The following is a 26,673-nucleotide window of genomic DNA, read 5'->3' as shown; positions in this document are numbered from 1 at the left end:
ACTGACGACGACGCTAGGCAAAATCGCCACAACGGCCGCGGACTTATCCACAGGCTCGGGTGAGGGAGGGCGGCATACGATCACGGAATGCTCCTCATCGACCCGCCTGCCTGGCCGGCCTACGGACGGCTGTGGTCGCACCTGGTGAGTGACACGTCGATCGAGGAACTCCACGACTTCGCCGCCCGTGCGGGCATCCCGAGGCGCGGCTTCGAGGGTGACCACTACGACGTGCCGGAGGAGCGGTATGCCGCGGTCGTCGCCGCGGGTGCCGAACCCATCGCCGGTCGCGAACTCCTGAAACGGTTGCGGGACAGCGGTTTGCGGATTCCCAAGCGCAAGCACGAGCGGGTCGTGGTCTCCACGCGTGAGCCGGCGTGGCTTCCCTCCGGGAGTCGCGCGGACGTCATCGCGTCGCGTCAGGACAGTGCGCCGCCGATGACCGTCCTGGTCCGCGTGGCGGTGCACGGTGTGGACGGGCTGCTCGTCGTTCCCCGGCCGGACGGAGACGGCGTCGATCTGCCGAGCCGCACTCTCGCCGCCGGGGAGGCGCCGGAAGACGCGGTCGATGCGCTCCTCAACGAGCTCGGTATGCCGTCCGCTCCCCATTCCGTCCTCGGCTACGTCCGCAACGTCGTGCGCCAGCCCGACGCTCACTACCCGTGGCCGGTCCCGTTCGCCTGCTTCACCGTGTATGCCGTCCGCGCACCTGAGTCGGCGCCCGTCACGGGGGAGTGGTGCCCGGCTCCCGAACAACAGGAACGACTCGCGATGCGCCACTGGTGGCCGCTGATGAGCCATCTCGGCGACTCAGGGTCGGCCGCAGGCCTCCACCACTGAGAGACCCTCGGACGGCTCAGGGGTGCGCAGGGGAGAAACCCGATGGAGGGAACACGCCGACGCGCCTAGGTTGAGGTGAGCAGGCAGGGGCGACCGCCCCAGACCTCGCCAATGCCATTGCCACCGGGGGAGATTCGCGTGCTCGAGACGATCACCAGCCTGATCCAGGACAACGCCGCCGCCCTCTGGGTGTTGCCGGCACTCTTCCTGCTCGCGACGTTCGACGCGCTCCTTCCACCGGTCCCCAGCGAGTCGGTCATCATCACTTTGGCCGCATTCGGGGCGGCCCACGGGTCTCCGCATCTCATCGCGCTGGGAGTCGTGGCTGCGCTGGGAGCCTTCATCGGTGACAACCTCACGTTCACCGTTGCTCGGCGATCGGGCCTGCGTCGGCTGCGGGACAGCCCGCGCCCGAAGCTGCGGTCGGCCTTCCGCCGAGCCGAACACGAGCTTGACCGCCGCGGTGGGCTCGCGATCGTCGTCGCGCGCTACATCCCCGTCGGACGCGTGGCGGTCAACGTCACCGCAGGAGCAGGGACGTTCTCGCGTGGGCGGTTCGTCCTCCTGTCGGCCATCGCGGCGGTGACCTGGGCGTCCTACAGCGTCGCCATCGGCGCCCTGGCCGGCCACTGGGTCGAGGCGAACCCCCTGCTGGGCGCGGTTGCCGGCATCGCCTTCGCCGCAACCCTCGGACTCATCGTCGACCGCCTCCTCAGCCGCGCCCACCCGCGCCGCAACGTCAGCGTGAACGGCTCCTCTCACGACCGTTGACGCTGACGTTGCGGAATCAGTGGAGGTGGAGACGGGCGAGTTCGCGGCGAAGGTTGAGGCGCGCCTGCGGTTCCCATGCCTCCCGGGCGAGGGCAGTGCGATAGATGGACGCGCGCTCCAGGAACGGGCTGAGGATTGCCGTGCGACCTTCTGCGTATGCCGTGTCCGGCACCTCGGCATACTCCCGTCGCACGTCGGCGCAGTAGGCGTCGAACCGGGACTCTGGAGCGGCGAGGATCCACAGATCTGCGTCGTGGAAGGCTGCATGCGGGCCGCTGCTGACGCTGACGTCGTGGGTGGCAGAGGCTTCCACGAGGGCTGCGACGGTGGCGACCACGTCGTCGCCGATCCCATGGGGTGACAGCGCTTCTCGGGCGAGCTCGGCGCTCAGCCGTTCGTTGTCGGCAGGTGCCCTCACGTCGTAGATCGCGTCGTGGAACCACGCCGCGAGGACGACACTCGCCCACTCGTCATCCGTGTCGAGGGCGCCGCCCCGAAGCTCGCCGAGGGCGGCAAGGACCTCGTCGAGATGGCGCAGGTCGTGGTAGCCGCGGTGCGGCTCGGACCACCGTCGCTCGAGGTCCTCGCGTACGGAGACGAGGCCGTGCAGGTCACCCCTGACAACACGCACGGCCTCGTCCCACAACTCCTCCCGCTTCATGCGGGAAGTCTCTCAGGCGGTCGCCGCCGGCGGCCGCGTCCGTTCCAAAGCCCTCGCGTATGCCGTCCCGCTCGCCAGCAGCAGCAGTCCGGTGACGATGAAGGCCACCACCCGCCACACACCGTCGAGGGTCGCGAGGTCGAAGAGGAACAGCTTCCCGACGCTCACGGCGGCGAGCCCCAGGCCGAGCCGGAGCGCCAGTTCGCGATGCGCTTCGGCCTTGAGGCCGTGCAGCAGGAGCCACGCAGAGGTGAGCATCCACAGCACCGTGGCCAGCGCGTGTCCGGCGATGAACCCTGCAGCGGGGACGTCAAGCGCCTCGCCGACGAGCAGGCCGACGGAGACGACGGCGACTGCCGACGTGGCCAGCCCGGCGATGAGGGCCGCGATGCGCGTGGTGCGGCGCAGGTCCGCCGGGACGCCACGAACGACGTCGACACCCCAGGCGCCGAGCGCGGCGACGCCTCCGGCGATCGCGCTGTCGAGCAGTGCCGTGACCTCGTCATGCCTACCTGCTTCCCAGAAGGAGAAGTACGCCGTGGGGTGCGCGAGATAGGCGATGGACGCGACAGCAGCCGTTCCGGCGGCGATCCACAAGGTGACGCGAGACCGGGTCGTGACTGCCGCCGCGGCATACCCCAAGGCCGTGAGCAGGATGCCGGTGACGACCCAGCGCTCCGGGGCGCCGCTCAATACGGCGAGGAGTGCGGAGACCCCGGAGACGCCGCCGATGGTCGCTGCGAGCGGGGTCGGCACAGGTCCGACGGGGCCGCGAGACGTGATGGCAAGGGCCACAGCGAACGCCACCGCGACGAGGGCGAGGCCGGTGGTGCGGAGGGTCTCGCCGTGGACTCCGACGGACGTGAGGAGCGCAATCGAGGATGCCGCCACAGTGGCGCTGCCGACGAGGTCACCACCGTTGAAGCGACCGGCCGAGATGGCACCGACGAGCGCGAGGAGGGCCAGTGCGGCCGCAGCGACGATGGCGACCTTGGACGGCTGGCCCTCTCCGGCGGAGACCGCGACGCCGATCAGCACGGCGGCGCTCGCGGGGACGGTGCGAGCCAGCGCCAGCATCGGCCAGCCACGGTCTCCCTTGGCGAGGAGAGCAGCTGCAGAGAGCACGACGACGAAGAGCGAGACCTCGTCCCCGAACTTCTCGGTGACCACGGGCGCGAGGAACGTCGCGCCGAGGACGGTGATGACGCCGAGGAGTTGGCGGTCCCAACGACGGGCGAGCAGCAGACCGCTCACGGCGATCACGGCGCCGATGGCGAGGCCGGCCACGCGGGGGACCCAGCCATAGACGGTCGTGATCGCGACGACGTCGAGGTAGCCGGCGGCATACCCGGTGGCTGCGAGGGCGACCGGAGCGGCACTCGAGCGACCTCGTGAGGTCTCGCGGGAGCGGACGACGTGTCCGGCGACGACGAGGCCGACAGCGAGCAGGACGCCCAGGGCAACTCGCAGCTCGGGGACGAACCATCCCTGCTGCATCGCGAGGGCGAGGAGCATGGCCACGCCGATGAGGGTGACGACCGCGCCCGCGAGGGCGAGGATCTTGGTCACGGCGCCCTCCCGCTGCCACCAGGACGGCACCGGTTGGCGGGTGGGGAAGGCGGCACGCGCGGGGCTGGCCGTGGGCGCCGGGGCACTGGGCGCAGGCACGGTCGCGGGGCTGGTTGCGGCGTGCGGCGCGGGCTGGGGGGTCGGCTCGGGCGCGGTGGCGGTGGTCATCGGGCTGGCCGCCACAGGTGCGGTCGACGAGTCCATCTCGAGGGAGGCGCGCATCCGGGCGAGCCCGTTGCCCACGGCATACATCCGGTTCATCGCATCGGCGAACTCGACTTCGAGGCGCCGCACGTCCTGCAGCTGAGTGCTCATGGACTCAGCATGGAACGACGAGTACCCCGACTCCATGAGTCGGGGTACTCACCGCATCACTCAGGTGGTGGCGTGCCCTTCTGAGTGTCAGACGGGGTTCGAGCCGGTGATCAGCTCGATGGGGTGGCAACCAGGGTCGCCGACAGTTCCTGGCTCTTGTTGTCGCGCAGGACGGTGAGCTTCACGGTGTCACCGACGGCGTGTTCGCGGATGTGGGCGACGAGGGACTCGGCAGAGTCGACCCGCTCTCCGTTGACCTCGGTGATGACGTCGCCGACCTTGAGCCCGGCCTTCTCGGCGGGGGTGCCGGGTGAGACCGTCCGGATCTGGGCACCGGAGCGCGTCGCGCTGCCGTCCGACGCCGTCCCGTTGGCCGGGGCGACGCCGAGGTAGGCGTGCTGGGCCTTGCCCGTCTTGATGAGCTGGTCGGCGATGCTCGCCGCCTCCTTGACCGGGATCGCGAAGCCGATGCCGATGTTGCCGCTCGATCCACCGGATCCGCCGAGGGAGGCGATCGAGGTGTTGATGCCGACGAGCTCTCCGCTCGCGTTCACGAGCGCCCCACCACTGTTGCCGGGGTTGATCGCGGCCGAGGTCTGGATCGCGTTGGTGACGACGGGCTCGCCGCCCTGCTGCTGGCCCGGGATTCGGTTGCCGAAGGGGTTCTGCTGCTGCGGCTGGCCCTGCACGGCCTCTGTGGTCACCGGCCGGTTGAGGGCGCTGACGATGCCCGTCGTCACGGTGCCCGCGAGCCCGAGTGGGTTGCCGACTGCCATGACCGGGTCGCCCACCTTGAGGTCGTCCGAGTTGCCGATCGAGACGGGCCTGAGGTCGTCGGGTGCGTCCCCAATCGTCACGACGGCCAGGTCGGTGCGGGGGTCGGTGCCCTGGATGTCGGCGCTGAAGGTGCGACCGTCGGTGAGCGTCACCGAAAGCTCCCGGGCGCCGGCGACGACATGGTTGTTGGTGAGCACGTGGCCCTCGTCGTCAATGATGACGCCGGAGCCCTCACCGCTGTCGGTCTTGATGGCGACGACACTCGGTGAGACGGCTGCCGCGGTCGCGGTCCAGTTCGGCGCCTGCGGGTTGCCCTGCGTCACCGGTGCCGACCCCGAGCCACGACCCAGGCTGGGGGAGGACGACGCAGAGGAGGGGTTCTGCGTGTCCTGCGACCCCAGCTGGGTCGCGGCGTAGGTGCCGCCCGACGCGAGTGCGGCGGTCAGCGCAGCCACGGCGAAGAGCTCCCCGGTCCGACGCCGCTGACGCGGCTGCGGTTCGGGGTTCGACGGGGCTGCCCCGGGGGCCGGTGGCGGGGGGAACACCGGTCCGGCGGGTTCGTGGGCGCCGTACCAAGTGGTCGGCGCGGGCTGGGACGAAGGCGACGCGTAGGGAGACCGCGGGGCCTCCGCGGGCCGCTGCGACGGCACTGCCTCGGGCGACTGCTCCGATGGCCCGGCCTGTTGCTGCGGCCGTGCCGGCTGCGATGGCGCTGCCTGCTGCGGGAGCTGCTGCGTCGAGTCTCGGGCAGCGTCGCCGGATCCCTCGCGGGCCGTGCTCGCCGGCTGTCCGGTCTCGTTGCTGCTCATCGTTTCTCCTTCATCGAACTGGCACGGCCCACTCAAGTGCCTTGACCTCAAGGGGTGCTGGGTCGAGGCTGTGAGCCGCCTGTGGGAATGCGGATCACAAAGGTTGCTCCTCCGCCGGCCGTCTCCTGGACACCCACTCGGCCGTGATGGGCGGCCACGATGGCGGCCACGATTGCGAGTCCGAGCCCATTCCCGCCGCCGGCGATGCGACCGCGTGAGGGGTCGGAGCGGTAGAAGCGCTCGAAGACGCGATGTGCTGTGCCAGAAGGGATTCCTTCGCCGTGGTCGCGGACTTCGACGACACCGTCAGTGCCGTCTGTGCCCACGGCCAGTTCGATGGACGTCCCCTGAGGCGTATGCCGCATGGCGTTGGCGACGAGGTTGGTCACCACCTGACGGAGTCGAGCCTCGGATCCCCAGACGGGGGTGGCCGACAGCGGACCGGCGAGGCCGACCAACGTGATGCGACGTTCGGGGGCTCGGACACGAGCGTCGGCCGTGGCGTCGGCGGCGAGGACGGTGAGGTCGACCTCGCCCATCGAGGCCGTCGGCTCCTCGTCGAGACGGGCCAGGGTGAGCAGGTCCTCGACGAGTCCGCTCATGCGGCCAGACTCCGACTCGATGCGCTCCATCGCGGCGCTCGTGTCGGCGGGGCTCGAGATGGCGCCCTGCCGGTGCAACTCGGCGTAGCCGCGCACGGTCGCCAGGGGGGTGCGCAGCTCATGGCTGGCGTCGGCGACGAACTGCCGCATGCGATCCTCGGACGCCTCTCGGACGGCGAACGAGGCCTCGATCTGGGCGAGCATGGCGTTGAGGCTGCGTGACAGGGACGTCACCTCGTCGTCGGCCTCCCGCACTGGCATTCGCCTCGTGAGGTCGCCACCGGCGATCGCAGCGGCGGTGTCCTCGATCTCGGAGAGGGGACGGAAAGCCCGGCGGACGGCATACCAACCCAGCAGTGCGGATCCGGCGAGGACCAGAGCGCTGAGCAATCCCGTCGTCACGAGGAGTCGCGTCACCGTCTGCTTGACGGTGCGCAGTGGAACGCCGACAGCGAAGATCGCCTGGCCCTCATTGACGGTGCCGGCGATGAAGCGCCATGAGAGGTCACCATCCCTCGACCCGACCGTGAAGGGCTGGCCCTTCTCGACTCGCACGTCTTCGAGCGTCAGTTGGGGGAGGTCGGGGCGGATGGATTCACCGGTCGGGTTCACCGTCGTTTGCTGGCCGCCATTGACCGGGATGAGGGCGAAGGCGTAGTTGGTGGGTGTCACGTCGGCATCGCGGCGCAAGTCCCCAAGTGCCTGTCGCGCAACGGGTTCTGCCACGCCCTTGAGCTCGGCGTCAACGCGCCCCATGAGGTCACGTTGCGTGAGGTAGGCCGTCATGAGGTTCGTGAACAGCAGGGCACCCGTGAGGACGACCAGGACGATGGCCACGAGTCGCACGCGCAGGGGCATTGCCTCCAGCCGCTCGACCACGGCTCGGGACGCGGGCGTGCTGGTCATCAGGTCTGCGGCGGCAGGCGCAGGACGTAGCCGACGCCACGCTTGGTGTGGATGAGCGGCGGCAGGCCCTCGGTGTCGATCTTGCGACGGAGGTAGGAGATGTACGACTCGACGATGCCGCTCTCGCCGCGGAAGTCGTACTCCCAGACGTGGTCCAGGATCTGCGCCTTGGAGAGCACCCGGTTGGGGTTGAGCATGAGGTAGCGGAGCAGCTTGAACTCCGTCGGGCTCGTCTCGATGACGCGGCCGGCGCGACGCACCTCGTGGCTGTCCTCGTCGAGTTCGAGGTCCTCGAAGCGCAGTGCGGCACTGTCGTCGACTTCGCCGCGAGTGCGCCGCAGGACGGCGCGGATGCGGGCCACGACCTCCTCGAGGCTGAAGGGCTTGGTGACGTAGTCGTCGCCGCCGACGGTGAGGCCCTTGATCTTGTCGTCGATCGAGTCGCGCGCGGTGACGAAGACGATGGGGACGTGGCGACCGGACTCGCGCAGGCGGCGGGTCACGTCGAAGCCGTCCATGTCGGGGAGCATGACGTCCAGGACGCAGAGGTCGGGGTGGTGCTCGTCGGCGAGCTTGACTGCGTCGCCGCCGGTGCCCGCGGTGTGGACCTCGAACCCGGCGAAGCGCAGCGACGTCGCGAGGAGCTCGCGGATGTTGGGCTCGTCCTCGACGACGAGCAGGGTGGCCTCGGGGGTGGTTCCGTTGGTACTCACCGGTCCAGTTTCGGCCCCGAGTCTGGGAGTTCGCTGGACGTATGCCGTGTGCTCGTCCGTCGCTTCGGCGACGCCGGCCGCTCAGCCGCAGGCCACGGCGACACCCAGGGCTCGACAGATCTCCGACATCCGGGCATCGCTGAGCCGACCGATGCGCTCGACCAGAGTGGCGACCGACACCGACTCGACGGCGTCGAGAGCGGCAACGCACTCGAGCGGGACGGGGTCCGAGCCCGGATCGAGCTCGACCTCGCTCGGGAGGCCACGGATCGTCGTGGTGCAAGGGGCGACCAAGGTCCGTCCGAGTCCGTGCACCGCCGCGGATCTGGACAGCAGAATCACCGGCCGGCGTGGGAAATGCGGTGTCTCGCACCACCACACCTCGCCCCGCTGTGTGGTGTTCACCGTGTGCCGGCGGCTTCGCGCCAGGCGGCGAGGTCACCCCAGGCGTCCGCCTCGTCCAACGGTTGCTCCGCGTAGGCCTTCGCGTATGCCGCGTCGATCTCGGTGTCCCGGTGGGTGCGCAGGAGCGCCTCGAGCGCGGCCTCGAGGAGTGAACTGTCGCGGGCGTCGGGCATGGCGCGCCTCGCCGCGTCGAGCAACTCTTCGTCGACGGTCGTGCTAACTCGCGTGCGTGCCATGCCACCATCATGCCACGGACATGGCATGACTGGGCCCTCACCGGGACTGAAGGGCGTCGAGGGCGACGGCCATGGCGGCCCCGACGCGCCAGTCGATGGGCTGTCCCCCGTCGAGCAGCGGGAGGTCGACCTCGTAGACGTCACGCAGTGCCGGCCTCTTGGTGCTGGTCAGAACGACCTGGCCGTCGGGAAGGGCGAAGTCGAAGTGGAAGAGGAAGGGCACGGGAATCTCACCAACGATGGGGACGAGGTCCCAGACCCGACGGGCGATGGCGACGTTCTGATTGCGCTCGCGGCCCAGCGCCACCCGACCGTCCGGCATCGTGAGGTGCCACGTCGAGCGCAGCAGCGACCTGCCGAAGTCCTTGCGAAACTGCCCGATCGGTTGTCCCGCAGCGTCGGTCACATCATAGGTCGCGCCGAGGTCCATGCGAGTGCGCGCCTTGAACCCAAACACCGGCTGGCTTTTGCCCGCGTCGGCGTAGAACGTCACCTGCTCCTTGAACGCCATCCGCTTCTGTTGCGCGAAGCCCCACAGCCCCAGCTCGGTGCCGTCCGCTCCGACCCCGTGGATCTCGTAGCGGTTGACCATCATCGTCACCTTCTGGCGCACCCGGAAGCGGGTGGGCTGGGTGGTCGGGTTCCCCTGCGGCTGCTGCGTCATGGTGCAAACGGTCACACGCCGAAGCCAGCGGCGTATGCCGTCCGCCCACCTTTCAGGGTCGCCCTCGGGGTCCGCTCCGGGTCACCCCTCACCCGACCTCGACTGATTGCCCGTTCGGCCAGTTCGTCGCTGCGCTCCTCACTGGCCGAACGGGCAATCAGTCGAGGTTCAGTCAGAGATCGGAAGCGTCGATGATGCGGTAGGCGTAGCCCTGCTCGGCGAGGAAACGCTGCCGGTGCGCGGCGAACTCGGCGTCGACGGTGTCGCGCGCCACGACGGTGTAGAAGTGCGCCGTCCGGCCGTCACCCTTGGGCCGCAGCACGCGACCGAGCCGCTGCGCCTCCTCCTGCCGGGACCCGAACGTCCCCGACACCTGGATGGCGACACTGGCCTCGGGCAGGTCGATGGAGAAGTTCGCGACCTTGGAAACGACCAGCAGGTCGATCTGGCCCGTGCGGAACGCACCAAAAAGGCGTTGCCGCTCGGCCACGGTCGTCTCGCCCGTGATGACGTCGGCGTCGAGCCGACCGGCGAGTTCGTCCAGTTGGTCGAGGTACTGGCCGATGACGAGCGTCGGCTCACCCCGGTGCCGAGCCACGAGCTTCTCCACCACGGGCAGCTTGGCGTCCGAGCAGGAGGCGAGGCGGTAGCGGTCCTCGGCGTCAGCGACGGCATACGCCATCCGCTGTCCGTCGGGAAGCGTGACCCGGACTTCGACGCAGTCGGCGGGAGCGATGTAGCCCTGCGCCTCGATGTCCTTCCACGGTGCGTCGAACCGCTTGGGTCCGATGAGGGAGAAGACATCGGACTCGAGTCCGTCCTCGCGCACGAGCGTCGCGGTGAGACCGAGCCTGCGGCGGGCCTGGAGGTCGGCGGTCATGCGGAAGATCGGCGCCGGCAGCAGGTGGACCTCGTCATAGACGACGAGGCCCCAGTCGCGCGCGTCGAGCAGGTCGAGGTGCGTGTAGACGCCCTTGCGACGGGTCGTCAGCACTTGGTAGGTCGCGATCGTGACCGGGCGAATCTCCTTGCGGGCGCCGGAGTACTCACCGATCTCGTCCTCGGTGAGGCTCGTGCGGCGGAGCAGCTCGTCCTTCCACTGCCGGGCCGAGACCGTGTTGGTCACGAGGATCAGGGTCGTCGCCGAGGCCTTGGCCATGGCGCCCGCACCGACGAGGGTCTTGCCCGCGCCGCACGGGAGGACGACGACGCCCGAGCCGCCGTCCCAGAAGCCGTCGACCGCCTGCTCCTGGTAGGGCCGCAGGGACCACCCCTCGCTCTGGTCGAGGTCGATCTGGTGGGCCTCACCGTCGACGTAGCCCGCTTCGTCCTCCGCGGGCCAGCCGACCTTGAGGAGCTCCTGCTTGAGGTGGCCGCGCTCGCTCGGGTGGACGACGACGTTGTCCTCATCGAGGTGCTCACCGATGAGGGGCTTGATCCGTTTGTGCCGCAACACTTCTGCGAGTACGGCGCGATCGGTGCTGCGCAACACCAGCCGGCCGTCGTCGTCCTTGAGGAGCGTGAGTCGGCCGTAGCGGGCCATCGTGTCGGCCACGTCGATGAGCAGGGCGTGCGGCACCGGGTAGCGGCTGTGCGTGACCAGGGCGTCGACGACCTGCTCGGCGTCGTGACCAGCCGCCCGAGCGTTCCACAGGCCCAGTGGAGTGATCCGATAGGTGTGGATGTGCTCGGGCGCCCGTTCGAGCTCGGCGAACGGCGCGATCGCCCGGCGCGCCTCGGCAGATCGAGGGTGGTCGACCTCGAGGAGGAGCGTCTTGTCGCTCTGGACGATGAGTGCGCCGTCAGTCACGCGACCTCAGAAGGTGGGGTCGGAGTCGTAGGTGCCGGTGCCGTCGAACGCGCCCGAGGCGCCGAACGCAATGAACGCGATGATCCCGATGATGCTGAGCGCAATGCTGATGCCGAAGACGACCCAGCCCCACTTGGTCATGCGCGCTGGTGTTCTGCGGCGGCGGGGCTCCGTAGGCCGCCGGCTGCCCCTGCCACTGACCGGGAGCCTGGTATGCCGGGTAGCCGCCCTGCGCTGCCTGCGCACCGCTCGCGGCGTAGGGGTCGTACTGCGGCTGGGGCGGGGCGTAGGGGTCGTACTGCGGCTGGGGTGCGGCGTACGGGTCGTACGACGGCTGGGGCGCGGCGTAAGGGTCGACGGGCGGCGGAGGCGGCGTCGCGGCATACGGGCTCTGTGGAGCGACAGGAGCAGGCGGTGCCGGTGGCACATCGGGTGCGGAGGGAACGTCGGGTTCGCCGGAGCCCTGTGGAATCTGCTCCGTGGGAGGACTCTGTGGAGGCTGGGGCGCAGTCCACTCCGGGTTGGCCGTCGGATCCGTGAACTCGCCCGGCTGCGGGTCCTTGTCGTTCTCGCTCATGGCGACAAGGTATCCCGGCGCCCGTGGTGCGGGGGCCTCGGTCCGGTGGTCCGCTGGCCCATCGGAGGGGCGTGCCATCATCAGGCATGAGCATGCGCACCCCTCAGGTCGAGGCCGACTCGACCCTCCCCGCTGAGATCACCATCTATGAGGTCGGCGCCCGGGATGGTCTGCAGAACGAGAAGTCGATCGTTCCCGCCGAGGTCAAGGCGGAGTTCATCCGCAGGATGGCGGCGGCTGGGTTGGCCACCATCGAGACGACCTCGTTCGTCAACCCGCAGTGGGTGCCGCAGCTCGCCGACGCCAGTGAGGTCCTGGGACTCCTCGGCGACGAGGGCCTCGGTCCGAAGCGCCCCGTGCTCGTGCCCAACGAGCGCGGCCTCGACCGCGCTCTCGAGGCCGGTGTCGGCGCAGTCGCGATCTTCGGCAGCGCCACCGAGACCTTTGCCCGCAAGAACCTCAACCGGACCGTCGACGAGTCCATCGAGATGTTCAGGCCCGTCGTGGAGCGGGCGCAAGAGTCTGGACTGTGGGTGCGCGGCTATGTGTCGATGTGCTTCGGTGACCCGTGGGAGGGACCGGTGCCGGTGCAGCAGGTCGTCGACGTGTCCGAACGACTCATGGAGCTCGGCTGCGACCAGCTCTCGCTGGGTGACACCATCGGCGTCGCGACGTCCGGCCACGTGGCGCAGCTGCTGGATGCGTTGGGGGACAGGGGGATCGGTGTCGACCGGATCGGCGTGCACTTCCACGACACCTACGGCCAGGCGCTGAGCAACACGCTCGTGGCACTGCGGCGCGGCGTGACGGTCGTCGACTCGTCGGCAGGTGGACTCGGTGGATGCCCCTACGCCGAGAGCGCCACGGGCAACCTCGCGACCGAGGACCTCGTGTGGGCGATGGAGGGTGCGGGCGTGCGCACGGGTGTGGACCTGGAGGCGCTGCTCACGACGAGTGCGTGGATGGCGCAGCAGCTCGGCCGTCCGTCGCCCTCCGCTGTCGTCCGCGCGCTCACCCCGGCTTTCTCCACGGACTGACACGCCGCCGACTTTGTGCCCCATTGGGACACGCTTCGTCGGCCGAAGGCCTCCCTCATCGTGTCCCAATGGGGCACAAAGTCGATCCCCTCAGTTGGGGACGACGCCGGTGATGCGGTGGATGGAGAGGGTGCGGGTGACGCCCTCGCTGACTCCGGAGACGCGGCCGCCGTCGAGGCGGTCTGGGTGGAAGAGCATCCGCTGCGTCTGGCCGAGGCCGTCCGAGTAGCCGAGCCACACGGCGCGTCCGTCCGCGATCGCCTCGCGCAGCACGGCCATCGAGGTCGTCGGGTCGTTGGCCGGGATCGCCGGTCCGACCCGGCCACCTCCGGCGGCGCCCGCCGCACGTGCCTGAGCCTGCGACTCCGCAGCCCGGAGCCCGGCGACGAGCGAACCCAGTTGGGCGCGGTCGATGGCCTGCACCAGAGCGGGGTCGATCGCTCGCTGCCTCACGGCCCGGCGAACCGGTCGACTCGGCACGGCCACGACACCGGACGCGGACTCGGCGACGGGTGAGAATCCCTCTTCGCGGAGCATCTCGAGGACGACCTCCGGCGAGGCCGGCGACGTGAGGACGGTGGGCGCGATGCGCCGCAGCTGGATGGGGGCCAAGCGCTTGTGGGCGAGCATGACGTCGAGGCCGGCCTCGTCCTCGCTCCGGATGACGGCACCCACACCACGCACCCGGACCGTTCCGTGTCGGCGGGCGACGTCGCGCACGAGGTATTCCAAGGGCTGGGGCACCGGGGTGCTCGACGCGTCACGCAGACCGGCGAGGATGTCGTCGCCGGTCCATCCCGTGTCGAGGCAACGGCGGATCGAGTCCTCGCTGAAGCGGTGCACCGTCGCACCGCCCCGGGACTCGACGTCGGCCACCATGCGCAGGAAAGCCGCCAACGATCCCGTGACCGGGCCGGGCGCGATGGCCGTGAGGTCCGCCTGCAGCAGCACCGCGTCGACGGGGGCGGGCAGGTGCGGGTGGATCGACTCGGCCACGACATCGACCTCGCCGTCGCTCTCGAGCAGCGCGCGCCCAGCGACGCTCAGGGCACCGTGACCGGTGATGCCGAGCCACGATGCTTCGCGCAGGACTGCCTCGACGACGGCATCGAGCGTTCGCGGCACCCGTCGGGGTCGATGCCAGCGCACCGCCTCGGCGAGGTCTCCCGCGGTCGGTGCGATGGCACCGTCGACACTGCCGAGCAGGTCGAGCACCGCCCGCCGCAGCGACCGGATGGGGGGCCACTGCACGTCCGACCCCAGGGCATTGACGACCGCCGACGCGTCACTGCGCGAGCCGACCCGATGAGGCGCGCGGGTCGTCGACAGCCAGGCGAGGGCCAGTCGCGCCCAGCGTTCGCCACCGGGTTCGGTCTGCCACGCGTCGTACTCCGCGGTGGGCACCCAGTGCGGGTCCACTTCGCCGTCGTCTGCGACGAGGTCTGCGATGAGGGCGAGTTCGACGAGGTATGCCGTGTGCTCGGGTGTCGTGTCCAGGTGCGCCGATGCGGCCTTGAGGTCACGGACGGCGAGGCCACCAGTGCGGAGGACTCGCGGCGGGTTCTGGGACCAGGAGTCGAGGAGGTCGTCGAGGAGCGCCAGCACCTCACTCGCCGACGCGCCCGCCGCCGCGTCGACTGCCTCCGGCTGGCGCTGGGGTCCGGTCACCGACGGGGGCACGAGGTGCGGATCCCGGTGAACCAGGCCGTCGCGCAGGACCAACGCGACCTCGCGCGGGAGCACGATCTGGTCGGCAGCGATGGCCCGGACCAACCCGTTGGCCACCAGCCAGCGTGGTCCGTCGTCGGCCGGGCCGGGTCGTCCGGGGCTGTCCTCGGCCGGCACGATGCCGAGCGGAGGTCCCCACATCAACCGGTCGAGGATGGCGCGTGCCCGAGGTGGCGCGTCCGCGGCGATCTCCCGGATGCGCTCGTCCGACGGTGCCGCGCCGCCGGGCAGGTCCGCCGCGACGGGGCCGAGGCCCGCCACGGACTCGCCGAGCACCTCCAGCGTCGTGCGAGTCACGACGAGGCCCTCGGGTGCGCGCCAGACAAGGGCGACTCGCCACAGCTCCTCGCGCAGGTTGTCCACGAGCGTCGGGTCGTCAGCGCCGAGGCGGCGGGTGAGGTCGGCGGTCGTCGTGGCACCGGCGCCCACCGCTGCCGCCTCGAGCGCCTGCAGGTGGGCCGTGTCCAGGGCGTCGATGGCCCGGGCAGTGCTGGCTCGGGTCGAACTCCGCGCGGCCAGGGCGGTCAGGTCGCTCGGTGCCGGGCGCGCCAGATCGGGCCGTGCCGCGAGCAGCGCAGTGAGTTCCTCGTCCGAGCGTCCGCGAATGTCATCGGCGAGGGAGCGGCTCGCTGGCGGGGAAATGGACTGCACCGCACCACGGTACGTCCCGCGTAGATTCGCCGTCATGACGTCACCCACCGGTCAGCAGTGGCTCCTCTCGTCCGGACGCGACAGTCTCACGGTCGTCGAGGTGGGCGGGGGCCTGCGTCAGTGGGCGCGCGACGGCCTGGAGATCCTCGCGGGCTACGCGGCCGACGCACCTTGCACGAGCGGCCGCGGCCAGCAGCTCATCCCGTGGCCCAACCGCATCCGCGACGGCCGCTACTCCTATGCCGGCGTCGAGCGGCAGCTCCCGATCAGCGAGGTCGAACACCACAACGCCAGCCACGGCCTCGTGCGGTGGTCGCCGTGGCGTCTCGTCGAGCGCACGGACTCGTCCATCACGGTGGGGCACCGACTCTTCCCGCAGCCGGGCTGGGACTGGCACCTCGAATCCACGACGACGTATGCCGTGGCACCGGAGGGTCTCACCGTCACCGTCCGCGTGACGAACGTGGGGGAGGAGACCGTGCCCTTCGGCTACGGGGCCCATCCCTACGTCGCGATCGGCGATGCACCGGTCGAGGAGGTCGAGGTCCGGATCGCCGCGACGCACTTCGTCGAGGTCGACGACCGCCTCATTCCCGTCGGGACCACACCGGTCGAGGGCTCGGCCTTCGACCACCGGGAGCGGAAGGCGATCGGCACGCAGCGGCTCGACACGGCATACACGGGATTGGACGTCGTGGACGGGCGCTGGACGGTCACCGTGGCAACGACCGGGCGCCCCGTCGTCGACGTGTGGGCCGACGCGCAGGCCCTCCCGTGGGCGCAGGTGTTCTCGGGCAAGGCGGAGGCGGGCCAGGCGGGGGAGCACGGCATCGCCGTCGAGCCGATGACGTGCCCGCCGAATGCCTTCAACTCCGGCGACTCGCTTCTCGAACTCGCAGCCGGCGAGACCTGGACGGGGACCTGGGGGATCAGCCGGCGGTGACACCATTCTCGGCCGGGGTGAGCTGACGCTCGAGGAACCTGACCGCCACGGCCATGACGACGAGGCCGCCGAGCATCGTCGCGATGAAGGCCACGGGCAGGTCGTGCTCGAGCAGGAGGCCCGAGACGATGGGACCGAGGATCGCACCGCCCTGGAAGGCGCCGGCGTTGACGGCGTTGGCTCGCCCGCGGATGTGGTCGTCGGCCATGTCGTTGGTGATGGCCGGGATGGCGATCTGCATGAAGATCTCACCGAGACCGAAGACGCCCATGAAGGCGACGACGGCGACCGCGGCGAGCATCGTCTCGGGGCCGAACCCGGCCGCAGCCAGGATGAGCCACGACACGACCCAGAGCGCCACCATGACCAGGAGGCCGCGGGTCCGGCGGCGCCCGGTGACGGCCTTGAGCACGGTGAACTGGAGCGCCACGATGACGAGCGTGTTGACCGCGAAGGCGAACCCGATGACCTGCGTCGACACCTCGCCGACCTGACGCGAGAAGGCCGGGAAGCCTGACTCGATCTGGCCGTAGCCGATGAAGGTGCACAGGAACGTGATGAACGTCAGCCACAGCACTGGTGGCCGGCGCAGGAGATCGAGATAGCCGACGGTCGGGGCGTCAGCCGGTCGCTCGGCTCGGCCGTGGACGTGACGCAACGGCCCGAGGAGGAGGCCGAGCGGCACGAGCATGCTCAGGGCGTCGGCGAGGAAGATCCACGTGAACGTCATGGGTTCGTTCACGTCCACGAAGAGTCCACCGACGACACCGCCGAGGCCGATGCCGAGGTTGACGAGCGCGAAGTTCACGCCGAAGTACTGCTGCCGGAGCTGCCCGGACACCACTGACGCGATGAGGGCGTTGAACGCCGGCCACGAGACGCCGAAGTTGAAGCCGAGCAGGACGAAGCCGGCGACGAACATCGGGACGGTGGTGGCGAAGGCGAGGATGGTGCACCCGACGAGTTGGGCGCTCGTGCCCGCGATGAGCATGCGCCGCGCGCCGAGGCGATCCGTGAGGGAGCCGCCGGGGCCCGTGACGAGCAGAGCGACGACGGCGATGAGGGCGAGGAGGGTGCCGGCTGTGCCGAGCCCGATGCCGCGGACCTCGTGGATGTAGATGACGGTGAACGGCAGGGTCAGCCCGCGCCCGAGGGTCTGGATGGCGACGGTGGACAGCAACCAGCGCCCCGGGGTGGGGAGGTCAGCCCAGAACTGGCGGAGGCTGACCTTGGGTCGGTCGGTTGTCGCGGTCACCTGAAGACTCTGGCACCCGGTACCGACACCCACCAACCGAGTTTCCTGCGCCCGCGACTCTGGTCGCCGGGGCGACCATTCCTGCGGACACGGCACGTATGCCGTCCGCTCCCGTCCGGGGGTCTGGTCGCCAGGGTGACCAATCCTGCGGACGCAACCACCGACGGGGGTGGCGACGTCGGAAAGGCGTGCGCGCGGCATACGTGCAGGCAGATACGCTGTGCACGTACGCCCGGAGGTGCGATGCCCGCACTCCGGACCACCCGCAGCAATCACATGAGGTGCCCCGTGCCTACTGGCAAGGTGAAGTTCTACGACTCCGAGAAGGGGTTCGGATTCGTCTCGACCGACGACCCGACCGAGGGCGGCGACGTCTTCGTGCCCTCGAGCGCGCTCCCCGAGGGTGTCACGAGCCTCAAGAACGGCGCGCGCATCGAGTTCGGCATCGTCGAGGGCCGCCGCGGCGCCCAGGCTCTGTCCGTGCGACTGCTCGAGCCTGCGGCGAGCGTCACGGCGAACCGCAAGGCGCGTGACCGCAAGCCCGCCGAGGACATGGTCGTCATCGTCGAGGACCTCATCACCCTCCTGGACTCCGTGCAGAGCTCGCTGCGTCGCGGCCACTACCCGGACAAGGGCCACGGCAAGAAGGTCGCGCAGGTGCTGCGGGCCGTCGCCGACGACCTCGACGCCTGATGCCGACCCTCAAGCCCGACGCCACCCTCAAGGGTGCGGTCGAGGTCGCCCGCGAGGCGGCCGAGTCGATCGCCGAGCGAGGGACCGTCGGCGACCACCTCGGCATGGAGATGGTCGAGGACCGGCTCGCGACGCACTACTTCGCGTGCACGGCCGGTGCCTACCCGGGGTGGCGCTGGGCGATCACGGTCGCGCGCGTGCCGCGCTCCAAGACCGTCACCGTCTGCGAGACCAACCTCGTCCCGGGTGACGGTGCGCTGTTGTCACCCGAGTGGCTTCCGTATGCCGACCGGCTGGCTCCCGGGGACATCGGACCCGGCGACGTCACCCCCAAGGTCGACGACGACCCGCTGCTCGAGGCCGGCTTCGAGGCGACCGGTCTCGAGGGTGATGAGGATGCCGCCGTGGCCTGGGAGCTCGGCCTCGGGCGTCCACGCGTGCTGTCCGCCGAGGGGCGCGAGGTCGCGGCCCAGCGCTGGTACGACGGCGACCACGGCCCCAACGCGCCCGTGGCGCAGAAGGCTCCGGCGCCGTGCTCGTCCTGTGGCTTCTTCATCCCGATGGCGGGTGCACTTCGGTCTTTTTTCGGCGTGTGCGCCAACGCCTGGTCTCCGTCCGACGGCGCCGTCGTCAGCCTTGACCACGGCTGCGGCGCGCACTCCGAGGTGGACATCGATGCCCCCGAGCCCGAGGTCATCGCGCCTCCCGTGCTCGACGACAACGAGCTCGAGCGGGTCTGATCCGGCCATGAGCGAGACCGGGGGATCGAGCGAGCGGCGGGCGGACGGCATACCCACGCCTGCAGGTCCGGGTCGGGTGAGCGCTGACGAGGTCGAGGCACTCGAAGCCTTGCACGTGCCCACCCAGCGGATCGTCGGGATCGGCCTCGTCCTGTGGGGTGTGGCGCTCGTCCTGACGCTGCTGGTTCCCGCGCTGCACGAGGGCGACCGGTCGTGGTGGCCGTGGGCCTGCGTCGCCGGGCTCGTGCTCGGCACGGTGGGTTTGCTCTATGTGCGCCGGGGACGCGGCAACGCCAGCGACGCCCACTGAGAACCCCGACTTTGTGCCCGAATGGGACACGCTTTGTCGGCCGAAGGCCTCCGCAGCGTGTCCCATTCGGGCACAAGGTCGGGAGACGCCATCAGACGCCGAGGGCGGTCTTGATGGGGTCGATGGCGAAGTAGAGGACGAAGAGTCCGGCCACGAGCCACATGAGCGGGTGGATCCCGGCAGCCTTGCCGCGCACGACCTTGATGAGGACGTAGGCGACGAAGCCGGCGCCGATGCCCGCGGTGATGGAGTAGGTGAACGGCATGAGCACGATCGTGAGGAAGGCCGGGATGGCGATCTCCACGTCGTCCCAGTCGATCTCCTTGACCTGCTGCATCATGAGGAAGCCGACGAGGACGAGGGCCGGCACGGCCGCCTCGGAGGGCACGACCTTGATGAGCGGGGCGAAGACCATCGAGGCGAGGAAGAGCAGCCCGGTCACGACCGATGCCAGGCCGGTGCGCGCACCCTCACCGACGCCCGAGGCCGACTCGATGTAGCTCGTGTTCGACGAGACACCTGCTGCACCACCGGCGGCGGCAGCCAGGGAGTCGACGACGAGGATGCGGTCCGTGCTCGGCGGCAGGCCGTCCTCGTCGAGCAGGTCGGCCTCGTGACCGATCGCGGTCATCGTGCCCATGGTGTCGAAGAAGTCGGCGAGCATCAGCGTGAAGATCAGCAGGAAGGCCGAGACGATGCCGACCGACTGGAACGAGCCAAGCAGCGAGAACTGGCCGACCGTGGCGAGGTCCGGGGTGTCGATGATCTGGTCGGGCAGCGTCGGCACGATGAGGCCCCAACCGGTCGGGTTGACCTTGTCGCCGGCGACCATCGGGCCGATCTTGGCGATCGCCTCGATGACGATCGCGAGCACAGTCGTCGCGATGATCGCGATGAGGATGGCGCCGCGGACCTTGCGGACCCACAGCACGATGATCGTGATGAGGCCGGCGACGAACACGAAGGTCGGCCAGCCGCCGAGGAACCCATCGACACCGAGCTGGACGGGCACGGGGCCGTTGGCGGTCCGACGCACGAAGCCGGCGTCGACGAAGCCGATGAGGGCGATGAAGAGGCCGATCCCGACCGAGATCGCGACCTTGAGCTGCTTGGGCACCGCGTGGAAGACCGCTTGGCGGAAGCCCGTGAGCACGAGCACGAGGATGATGAGGCCCTCGAGCACGACGAGCCCCATGGCGTCGGCCCACGTCATCTGCGAGGCCACGGCGAACGCGACGAAGGCGTTGAGGCCCAGCCCGGTCGCCAGGGCGAGTGGGAAGTTCGCCACGACCCCCATGAGGATCGTCAGGAGTCCGGCGACGAGGGCGGTGCCCGCGGCGATGGCCGGCAGGTTGGACCCGTCACCCGGTCCACCGCCGAGGAACGCCCCGTTGGCGTCCGGGGCGAAGCCCAGGATGAGCGGGTTGAGCACGACGATGTAGGCCATCGTGAAGAACGTGACGAGCCCGCCACGCACCTCCCGGCTGATCGTCGAGCCGCGCTCGGTGATCTTGAAGTAGCGGTCGATCGCTGAGGACCCGGTCTTGGCGGGGTCGGCTGTCTTGGCAGGTGCGGCAGTCGGCATGGGCGGCACCTTAGCGAGCGCGGTGGCCACACGGCATACGAGATCGCTCGGAAGTCACCACGTGGACGACGGAAATACTTAGCACAAGTAATGAGTTAGGCTAAGTACATGAGTGAAAACACCCGTTCGTATGCCGCCTTGCGGCCTTCCGCGGTGTCCTCACTTGCCGGAGAGCTCCGGTTGGCCTGCATGCGCATCTCGCGCCGGGTTCGCTACGAGAGCACGGATTCCATTGCGCCGCACCAGTTCTCGGTGATGTGTCGCCTCGAGGAGTCTCCGCGGAGCCCTGGTGAACTGGCCGAGATCGAGAGGGTCAGTGCGCCGAGCATGACGCGCACCGTCGGCGGTCTCGTGGAGCGCGGCTGGGTCGAACGAGCGCCGCACCCCACCGACAAGCGTCAGGTCGTCGTGACCCTGACCGACGACGCACGCAAGGCGCTCAAGGACACCCGCCGCAAGCGTGACGCCTGGATGGCCGTCCGCGTCAGCAACCTCGACCCCGAGGAGCAGGCGATCCTGCTGCGTGCGAGCGAGATCCTCACCAAGGTGGCGAACGAGTGAGCCCGACCTTCACCTCGTTCACCGAGCGCAACTACCGCATCTATTACGCCGGGTCCTTCGTGTCCAACGTCGGCACGTGGATGGGGCGCGTCGCCCAGGACTGGCTCGTCCTCACCGAGCTCACCGACCACTCGAGTCAGGCTCTCGGCATCGTCACCGGGCTCCAGTTCCTCCCGTTCCTCCTCCTCGCACCGTGGGCCGGAGCGATCGCGGACCGGTTCCCCCGGCGCCGGATCATGCTCGTGACGCAGACGCTGCTGCTCCTGACGAGTCTCGTCCTCGCGGTCCTCGTCCTCGCCGAGGTCGCCACGCTGTGGCAGGTCTATGCCATTGCCCTGACCCAGGGCGTCATCACCGCGATCGACAACCCGGCCCGGCAGTCGTTCGTGTCCGAGATGGTGCCGCGCGACAAGCTCGCGAACGCCGTGGCCCTCAACAGCGCCTCGTTCAACGCCGGCCGCCTCATCGGGCCCGGTGTCGCGGGCCTCATGATCGCGTTCTACGGCACGGGCTGGACACTGCTCGTCAACGTCGCCACGTTCGCGTTCGTCATCGTCGCGCTGCTCCTGCTCAGGTCGGACGAACTGATCCCTGCGCCGCTCACGCGCGGCAAGGGTGCGATCCGGGAGGGCATCCACTACGTCAGGAACCGGCCGGACATCCAGGTCGTCATGCTCCTCGTGTTCGTCCTCGGCACCTTCGGCATGAACTTCCAGGTGACGACGGCCCTCATGGCGACGCAGGAGTTCGGCAAGGGTCCGACGGAGTACGGCATCCTCGGCTCGATCATGGCGATCGGGTCCCTCTCGGCCGCCCTGCTCAGCGCGCGCCGCGCGAACCCGCGGCTGCGGACGCTGCTCTTCTCGCTCGCCGGCTTCACCCTGTCGACGACGGCGGCTTCGCTGGCGCCCACCTATGCCCTGTTCGCCCTCGCGCTCGTTCCCACCGGTCTGGCCGCTCTCACGGCATTGACCACCGCCAACGCCATGGTTCAGCTCCGCACCGACCCACTCGTCCGTGGCCGGGTCATGGCGCTCTACATGGCGATCTTCATGGGGGGCACCCCGATCGGGGCGCCCATCATCGGCTGGATCGGCGAGGTTTGGGGCGCCCGCTGGACGATCGCCATCGGACCCATTGCCATCGGTCTCACGCTGGTCGCCGTCATGTGGTGGATCGCCCGGCAGCAGAATGTTCGGGTGAGCTACGAGTCGCAGCGGTCCCCGCGCATCACGATCGAGGCCTTCCCGGTGCGTGACACCGTCACCGAGCCGGCCCCGGAGGCGGCCCGATGACGCCGGCCTTCCGTCGCCGGATGACGCTCGGCGTCCTGGCCGTGCTCGTGATCGTGGCCATCGCGTATGCCGTCCTGACCTGACCCGCGCCCACCTCGCCGCTTCTCGGCGCACGTTCGACTCCGCGCATTGTGGGGTTCGCGCTCAGTTGCTCCTTCGTCGCAAACGCACGAACCCCACAATGCGCTTCGTCGAGGGCGCCACATCGGTTCACCGATCCGCCAGTCGAGGTAGTACGAAACGCCGTCCCGCCACGACGCCGGACGGCGTTTCGTACTACCTCGACCGCTGACCTGACCCGGCACCCCTCCTGCAGGTGCCGGGTCAGGCCGGGATCAGGCCCCTGGGCCTACGGGACGAGGGCGACGTCGCTGTAGGGGAGGACGACGGGGATGTCGACGCCGAGCACGGTGACGGCGACGGTCACGGTGTCCTTGGACGTGTCGACCTTGAGGATCCTGGCGGACAGGCCGACGTGCTGGCCGGCGGTGATCTTCACCGTGTCCCCCACTGAGAAGGGGTCCGGGTCGACCCCCACCGTGGTCGACGGCAGTGGCGTCGCGGTGACCTTCGGCAGCGGCACGACAGGCTTGGGCGCGGGGGCCTTCGTGGGCTGGGGCGCGGCCGTCGAGGGCTTCGGCTGGGGGGCCGTGGAGCGCGAGGGCTCCGACGTGGCCTGTGGTTTCGGTGACGTCGACGCCGACGGTGAGGTGGTCGCGCTCGGCGACGGGCTGGTCGCGGGACCGGGCTGGGAGCCGGCGGGGGGCAGGTAGGGCGTGCGGCCGGCATACCCCGGCGGCAGGGCCGTGGCCGGGACCACGCTGTGGCCGGAACGGTACGACGCCGCGATGCTGGTCACCTTGGTGACGTAGTCCATCGAGTGGTTGTAGCGGAGCACTGCCCGGGTGAGGTCCGCAGGCTGCGTGAGGTCCCCTCGTCCGGAGCACAGGTAGATGCCCGCCGAGGTGGCGGCGTCGGCAATGTTCTGCGGGTCGCGCTTGCCGTCGCCGTTGCCGTCGGCCCCGACGGACTTCCACGTGCCGGGGATGAACTGCATGGGTCCGACGGCGCGGTCCCAGATGACGTCGCGGTCGTAGCGGCCGCCATCGGAGTCTGTGATGCGGGCGACCCCGTCGCCGGTCAGGGGAATTCCGAAGATGCCGGGCACGGCGGTACCGGCCGCGTCGAGGAGGTTGCGACCCCACCGGCCGTGGTCGCTCTCGACCTTGCCGATGCCGGCGAGCAGGGCCCAGTCGATCTTGCATCCGGGGTCCGCCTGGGCGAGGAGTCGCTGCGCCGCCTGGTAGGCCGCCATGGCCTGGGCCGGGATGCCACTCGCGGTGCTGGTCAGCCCCCACGTCTGCGGCTCGCCCGCGAGGGACTCGGGGGTGATCGTGGCGTTGGGGTCCGGAAGCTCCAGGGCAGGAAGAGCCGGCAGTGCTGGCAGCGTGGTGACGCCGCCCGCCTGGTAGACCGGCACGGGAGGGACGACGAGGCGCGGCTTGGCCTGGGCGGCCGGCTCCGTGGCAGCCACGGCAGCGACACCGGTCGACGTCACGGCGAGTGCAGCGACCGCCCCGGCGATCCGCTTGCCCGTCGTGGTCTTCAGGGCGGCCAGTGCCGCCCGATGCCTGCTGACGCCCATGTCAGCCTCCTTCCGGTGGCGCCGTGGTCGGCGCACCCGCGCAAGGTTACCCGGAGAAACCCCAAGGGCCGAATGGGCCCGTGACCCGTCTCATAAACGACCTACCGGGCCGGAAGGGTCGCGATCGCGACACATCCGGCCCGGTAGGTCGGGGGTCAGGCGGGCGGGTCAGAGGGCGGCGACCACGTGCTCGATCGAGGCGATGAGCTTGCTGACGTCCGCGGGCTCGACGGCCGGGAACGTCGCGACACGGAGCTGGTTGCGGCCGAGCTTGCGGTAGGGCTCGACATCGACCACGCCGTGCGCGCGCAGCGTCTTGGCGATGACCGAGGCGTCGACGGCGTCGTCGAAGTCGATCGTCGCGACGACCTGCGAGCGGGCCGCCGGGTCCGCGACGTAGGGCGTCGCGTAGTCGACCGACTCGGCCCACGTGTAGAGACGGTCGGACGAGTCCTTGGTGCGCGCGGTCGCCCAGTCGAGGCCACCCTGGCCGTTGAGCCACTGCAACTGGTTGTCGAGCAGCGCGAGCGTGCCCACTGCGGGGGTGTTGTAGGTCTGGTCCTTGCGGCTGTTGTCGATCGCGGTCGGCAGGCTGAAGAAGTCGGGAACCCAGCGCCCCGAGGCCGTGATCTCGTCGACCCGGGCGAGGGCGGCAGGGGAGAAGAGGGCCAGCCAGAGCCCGCCGTCCGCGGCGAAGCACTTCTGCGGGCCGAAGTAGTAGACGTCGGTCTCGGCGACATCGACGGGCAGTCCGCCGGCGCCGGACGTGGCGTCGATGAGGACGAGCGCGTCGTCCGCCGCGCCCTCGACGCGGCGCACGTCCGTCATGACACCGGTCGACGTCTCGTTGTGCGCCCAGGCGTAGACGTCGATGCCGTCCTCCGCGACGGCGGCCGGGCGCGTGCCCGGGTCGCTCTTGATGATCGAGGACTCACCGAGGAACGGCGCGTTCGACGTCACGGTCCCGAACTTGCTCGAGAACTCACCGAACGCGAGGTGCTGGGCGCGCTCGCGGACGAGCCCGAAGGCGGCGATGTCCCAGAACGCGGTCGCGCCACCGTTGCCGAGGATGACCTCGTAGCCCTCCGGGATGGAGAAGAGGTCCGCGAGTCCGGAGCGGACCGACTTCACGAGGTTCTTGACCGGGGCCTGGCGGTGGGAGGTGCCGAGGACGGTGGTGCCGAGGGAGGCGAGGAACTCGACCTGCTCGGGGCGAACCTTGGAGGGCCCGGAGCCGAAGCGTCCGTCGGCGGGAAGGAGGTCTTGGGGGATGGTGATGGCAGCGTCAGTCACCGCGTCATTCTCCCGCACGGTGGCGCCGCTCCTCGTGTGAGTTCAGCCACCGGACGACGTGAGCCATGTGCCCAACGGACTGCACGGCATACGAATTCGTTCGTATGCCGTGCAGTCGGGTCGTGCGTCCGGGCTCAGCTCTCGCGGTAGCCGGCCACGGACTCGAGGGGACGGCTGGGCTCGCCGATGTAGCGCGAGCTCGGGCGGATGAGGCGCCCGGTCTCCTTCTGCTCGAGGATGTGCGCCGCCCAGCCAGCGGTGCGGGCCGCGACGAAGAGCGGCGTCATCATCTCGCCGGGGACGTCGGCGAAGTCGAGGAGGACGGCGGCCCAGTAGTCGACGTTGGTCTCCATCCGGCGCTCGGGGTAGCGCTCGGCCAGGGCAGCGATGGCGGCCTTCTCGAGCTCGGCGGCGACCTCGTAGCGGGGGGCACCAAGGCGCTTGCAGGTGTCGCGGAGGACGGCGGCGCGCGGGTCGTAGGCGCGATAGACACGGTGGCCGAAGCCCATGAGGCGCTCGCCACGGTCGAGGACACCCTTGACATAGGCCTCGGCGTCGCCGGACTGCTCGACTCCCTCGATCATGTGCTGGGCGCGCGACGGGGCCCCGCCGTGCAGCGGCCCCGAGAGGGCACCGATGGCGCCCGACATGCAGGCCGCGACGTCGGCGCCCGTCGACGCGATGACCCGTGCGGTGAACGTCGACGCGTTCATCCCGTGCTCGGCCGCGGAGATGAAGTAGGCGTCGATGGCCTCGACGTGCTTGGGGTCGGGCTCACCGCGCCAGCGGATCATGAACCGCTCGACGATGGTCTTGCCCTCGTCGACACGGGCCTGCGGCACCATCGGTGTGGTCTGGCCGTGCGCGGACTGACCGATGAAGGACAGCGCCATGACCGACGCGCGGGCGAGGTTGTCGCGGGCCTCGGCGGCGTCGATGTCGAGGAGCGGCTTGAAGCCCCACACGGGCGCGAGCTGCGCGAGGGAGGACTGGACGTCGACGCGGATGTCGCCGCTGTGCACCGGGAGGGGGAACGGCTCGGCGGGTGGGAGGCCCGGGTCGAACTCGTTGTCGACGAGCAGGCCCCACACCTGGCCGAAGCTCACGCGACCGACGAGGTCCTTGATGTCGACGCCGCGATATCGCAGCGCGCCACCTTCCTTGTCGGGCTCGGCGATCGTGGACTCGAAGGCGATGACGCCCTCCAGACCGGGCCGGAAGTCAGGGTCCGGCGTCGCGGCAACGGCGGGCTGTTGGGTCTCGGACTGCGATGTCACAGGTT

25 protein-coding genes are annotated in these 26,673 nt (G+C 70.0%); 9 read left to right on the top strand and 16 right to left on the bottom strand.

The window, feature by feature from the left end; genetic code table 11:
* The first annotated feature begins 87 nt into the window (after positions 1 to 87).
* Together N802_RS20035 and N802_RS16460 are read left to right on the top strand one after the other, a co-directional pair.
* Positions 88 to 840, top strand: a complete 753-nt coding sequence (locus tag N802_RS20035) for a DUF4031 domain-containing protein (RefSeq protein WP_084072297.1) — start codon at positions 88 to 90, stop codon at positions 838 to 840.
* 138 nt (positions 841 to 978) lie between these two features.
* Positions 979 to 1,611 carry a DedA family protein gene (locus N802_RS16460; protein ID WP_052110078.1) on the top strand — a complete coding sequence of 211 codons (633 nt, stop codon included), beginning with the start codon at positions 979 to 981 and terminating at the stop codon, positions 1,609 to 1,611.
* A 16-nt stretch (positions 1,612 to 1,627) separates the two neighbouring features.
* Here the strand turns inward: N802_RS16460 and N802_RS16455 are convergent, their stop codons facing one another.
* From N802_RS16455 to N802_RS21035, 10 genes are all read right to left on the bottom strand, one after another.
* On the bottom strand, positions 1,628 to 2,272 hold the full coding sequence (locus N802_RS16455; protein WP_052110077.1) for an HD domain-containing protein: 645 nt from the start codon (positions 2,270 to 2,272) through the stop codon (positions 1,628 to 1,630).
* A 12-nt stretch (positions 2,273 to 2,284) separates the two neighbouring features.
* Complete coding sequence (locus tag N802_RS16450; RefSeq protein WP_156971473.1) at positions 2,285 to 4,156, bottom strand: DUF2339 domain-containing protein; 1,872 nt, start codon at positions 4,154 to 4,156, stop codon at positions 2,285 to 2,287.
* A gap of 110 nt (positions 4,157 to 4,266) precedes the next feature.
* Positions 4,267 to 5,742, bottom strand: coding sequence for a trypsin-like peptidase domain-containing protein (locus tag N802_RS16445; protein WP_245613983.1), 1,476 nt, complete (start codon positions 5,740 to 5,742; stop codon positions 4,267 to 4,269).
* Positions 5,743 to 5,789: 47 nt separating this feature from the next.
* A complete protein-coding gene (locus N802_RS16440) occupies positions 5,790 to 7,250 on the bottom strand; it encodes a sensor histidine kinase (protein ID WP_035918369.1) in 1,461 nt (486 codons plus the stop codon).
* Positions 7,250 to 7,963: a response regulator transcription factor gene (locus tag N802_RS16435; RefSeq protein WP_035918366.1), complete on the bottom strand. Its 714-nt coding sequence runs from the start codon at positions 7,961 to 7,963 to the stop codon at positions 7,250 to 7,252. Before N802_RS16435 ends, N802_RS16440 begins: the two co-directional genes overlap by 1 nt.
* Before the next feature lie 81 nt (positions 7,964 to 8,044).
* Positions 8,045 to 8,344 carry a type II toxin-antitoxin system PemK/MazF family toxin gene (locus N802_RS16430; protein WP_281175153.1) on the bottom strand — a complete coding sequence of 100 codons (300 nt, stop codon included), beginning with the start codon at positions 8,342 to 8,344 and terminating at the stop codon, positions 8,045 to 8,047.
* A gap of 20 nt (positions 8,345 to 8,364) precedes the next feature.
* Positions 8,365 to 8,604: a hypothetical protein gene (locus N802_RS16425; protein ID WP_035918360.1), complete on the bottom strand. Its 240-nt coding sequence runs from the start codon at positions 8,602 to 8,604 to the stop codon at positions 8,365 to 8,367.
* Between the two features lie 37 nt (positions 8,605 to 8,641).
* Positions 8,642 to 9,268: an LURP-one-related family protein gene (locus tag N802_RS16420; protein WP_035918469.1), complete on the bottom strand. Its 627-nt coding sequence runs from the start codon at positions 9,266 to 9,268 to the stop codon at positions 8,642 to 8,644.
* 172 nt (positions 9,269 to 9,440) lie between these two features.
* On the bottom strand, positions 9,441 to 11,078 hold the full coding sequence (locus N802_RS16415; RefSeq protein WP_035918356.1) for a DNA repair helicase XPB: 1,638 nt from the start codon (positions 11,076 to 11,078) through the stop codon (positions 9,441 to 9,443).
* Positions 11,079 to 11,084: 6 nt separating this feature from the next.
* Positions 11,085 to 11,219: a hypothetical protein gene (locus N802_RS21035; RefSeq protein WP_281175152.1), complete on the bottom strand. Its 135-nt coding sequence runs from the start codon at positions 11,217 to 11,219 to the stop codon at positions 11,085 to 11,087.
* Between the two features lie 528 nt (positions 11,220 to 11,747).
* Here N802_RS21035 and N802_RS16405 point away from each other — a divergent pair.
* Positions 11,748 to 12,692, top strand: coding sequence for a hydroxymethylglutaryl-CoA lyase (locus N802_RS16405; RefSeq protein WP_035918351.1), 945 nt, complete (start codon positions 11,748 to 11,750; stop codon positions 12,690 to 12,692).
* Positions 12,693 to 12,782: 90 nt separating this feature from the next.
* Here N802_RS16405 and N802_RS16400 read toward each other — a convergent pair whose 3' ends face one another.
* Positions 12,783 to 15,071: a helicase-associated domain-containing protein gene (locus N802_RS16400; protein ID WP_035918467.1), complete on the bottom strand. Its 2,289-nt coding sequence runs from the start codon at positions 15,069 to 15,071 to the stop codon at positions 12,783 to 12,785.
* Between the two features lie 34 nt (positions 15,072 to 15,105).
* On the opposite strand from N802_RS16400, the gene N802_RS16395 reads away from it, so the two are divergent.
* A complete protein-coding gene (locus N802_RS16395; protein WP_035918349.1) occupies positions 15,106 to 16,014 on the top strand; it encodes an aldose 1-epimerase family protein in 909 nt (302 codons plus the stop codon).
* Here the strand turns inward: N802_RS16395 and N802_RS16390 are convergent.
* Positions 16,001 to 17,269 (bottom strand): MFS transporter, encoded by a 1,269-nt coding sequence (locus N802_RS16390; protein WP_035918346.1) that lies wholly within the window; start codon positions 17,267 to 17,269, stop codon positions 16,001 to 16,003. The two genes, N802_RS16395 and N802_RS16390, sit on opposite strands and share 14 nt — an antisense overlap.
* Before the next feature lie 288 nt (positions 17,270 to 17,557).
* Between N802_RS16390 and N802_RS16385 the strand changes: the two genes are divergently transcribed.
* From N802_RS16385 to N802_RS16375, 3 genes are read left to right on the top strand one after another with little or no spacing between them, the layout of a single operon-like run.
* Positions 17,558 to 17,962, top strand: coding sequence for a cold-shock protein (locus tag N802_RS16385; RefSeq protein WP_035918343.1), 405 nt, complete (start codon positions 17,558 to 17,560; stop codon positions 17,960 to 17,962).
* A complete protein-coding gene (locus tag N802_RS16380) occupies positions 17,962 to 18,702 on the top strand; it encodes a DUF3027 domain-containing protein (RefSeq protein ID WP_035918340.1) in 741 nt (246 codons plus the stop codon). Before N802_RS16385 ends, N802_RS16380 begins: the two co-directional genes overlap by 1 nt.
* A 7-nt stretch (positions 18,703 to 18,709) precedes the next feature.
* Entirely contained in the window at positions 18,710 to 19,012 is a 303-nt protein-coding gene (locus tag N802_RS16375) for a DUF2530 domain-containing protein (RefSeq protein ID WP_084072295.1), read from the top strand.
* Between the two features lie 91 nt (positions 19,013 to 19,103).
* On the opposite strand, the gene N802_RS16370 is transcribed toward N802_RS16375, so the two are convergent.
* Complete coding sequence (locus N802_RS16370) at positions 19,104 to 20,597, bottom strand: NCS2 family permease (RefSeq protein WP_035918337.1); 1,494 nt, start codon at positions 20,595 to 20,597, stop codon at positions 19,104 to 19,106.
* A 108-nt stretch (positions 20,598 to 20,705) separates the two neighbouring features.
* Here N802_RS16370 and N802_RS16365 point away from each other — a divergent pair, with 108 nt between their 5' ends.
* Both N802_RS16365 and N802_RS16360 read left to right on the top strand, forming a co-directional pair.
* Positions 20,706 to 21,158 carry a MarR family winged helix-turn-helix transcriptional regulator gene (locus tag N802_RS16365; RefSeq protein ID WP_052110076.1) on the top strand — a complete coding sequence of 151 codons (453 nt, stop codon included), beginning with the start codon at positions 20,706 to 20,708 and terminating at the stop codon, positions 21,156 to 21,158.
* Positions 21,155 to 22,453 carry an MFS transporter gene (locus tag N802_RS16360; protein ID WP_035918336.1) on the top strand — a complete coding sequence of 433 codons (1,299 nt, stop codon included), beginning with the start codon at positions 21,155 to 21,157 and terminating at the stop codon, positions 22,451 to 22,453. The genes N802_RS16365 and N802_RS16360 overlap by 4 nt, the downstream gene beginning before the upstream one ends.
* A 349-nt stretch (positions 22,454 to 22,802) precedes the next feature.
* Here N802_RS16360 and N802_RS21030 read toward each other — a convergent pair whose 3' ends face one another.
* From N802_RS21030 to N802_RS16345, 3 genes are all read right to left on the bottom strand, one after another.
* On the bottom strand, positions 22,803 to 24,098 hold the full coding sequence (locus N802_RS21030; protein ID WP_052110075.1) for a lytic murein transglycosylase: 1,296 nt from the start codon (positions 24,096 to 24,098) through the stop codon (positions 22,803 to 22,805).
* A gap of 168 nt (positions 24,099 to 24,266) precedes the next feature.
* A complete protein-coding gene (gene serC / locus N802_RS16350; protein ID WP_035918335.1) occupies positions 24,267 to 25,391 on the bottom strand; it encodes a phosphoserine transaminase in 1,125 nt (374 codons plus the stop codon).
* Between the two features lie 134 nt (positions 25,392 to 25,525).
* A complete protein-coding gene (locus N802_RS16345; protein WP_052110074.1) occupies positions 25,526 to 26,668 on the bottom strand; it encodes a citrate synthase 2 in 1,143 nt (380 codons plus the stop codon).
* Between the last annotated feature and the right edge of the window lie 5 nt (positions 26,669 to 26,673).

This window comes from Knoellia sinensis KCTC 19936, assembly GCF_000768705.1.
Classification (GTDB): Bacteria; Actinomycetota; Actinomycetes; order Actinomycetales; family Dermatophilaceae; genus Knoellia; species Knoellia sinensis.
Note: the sequence above shows the minus strand (reverse complement) of the source record. Positions and strands in the feature narration are given on the sequence as shown.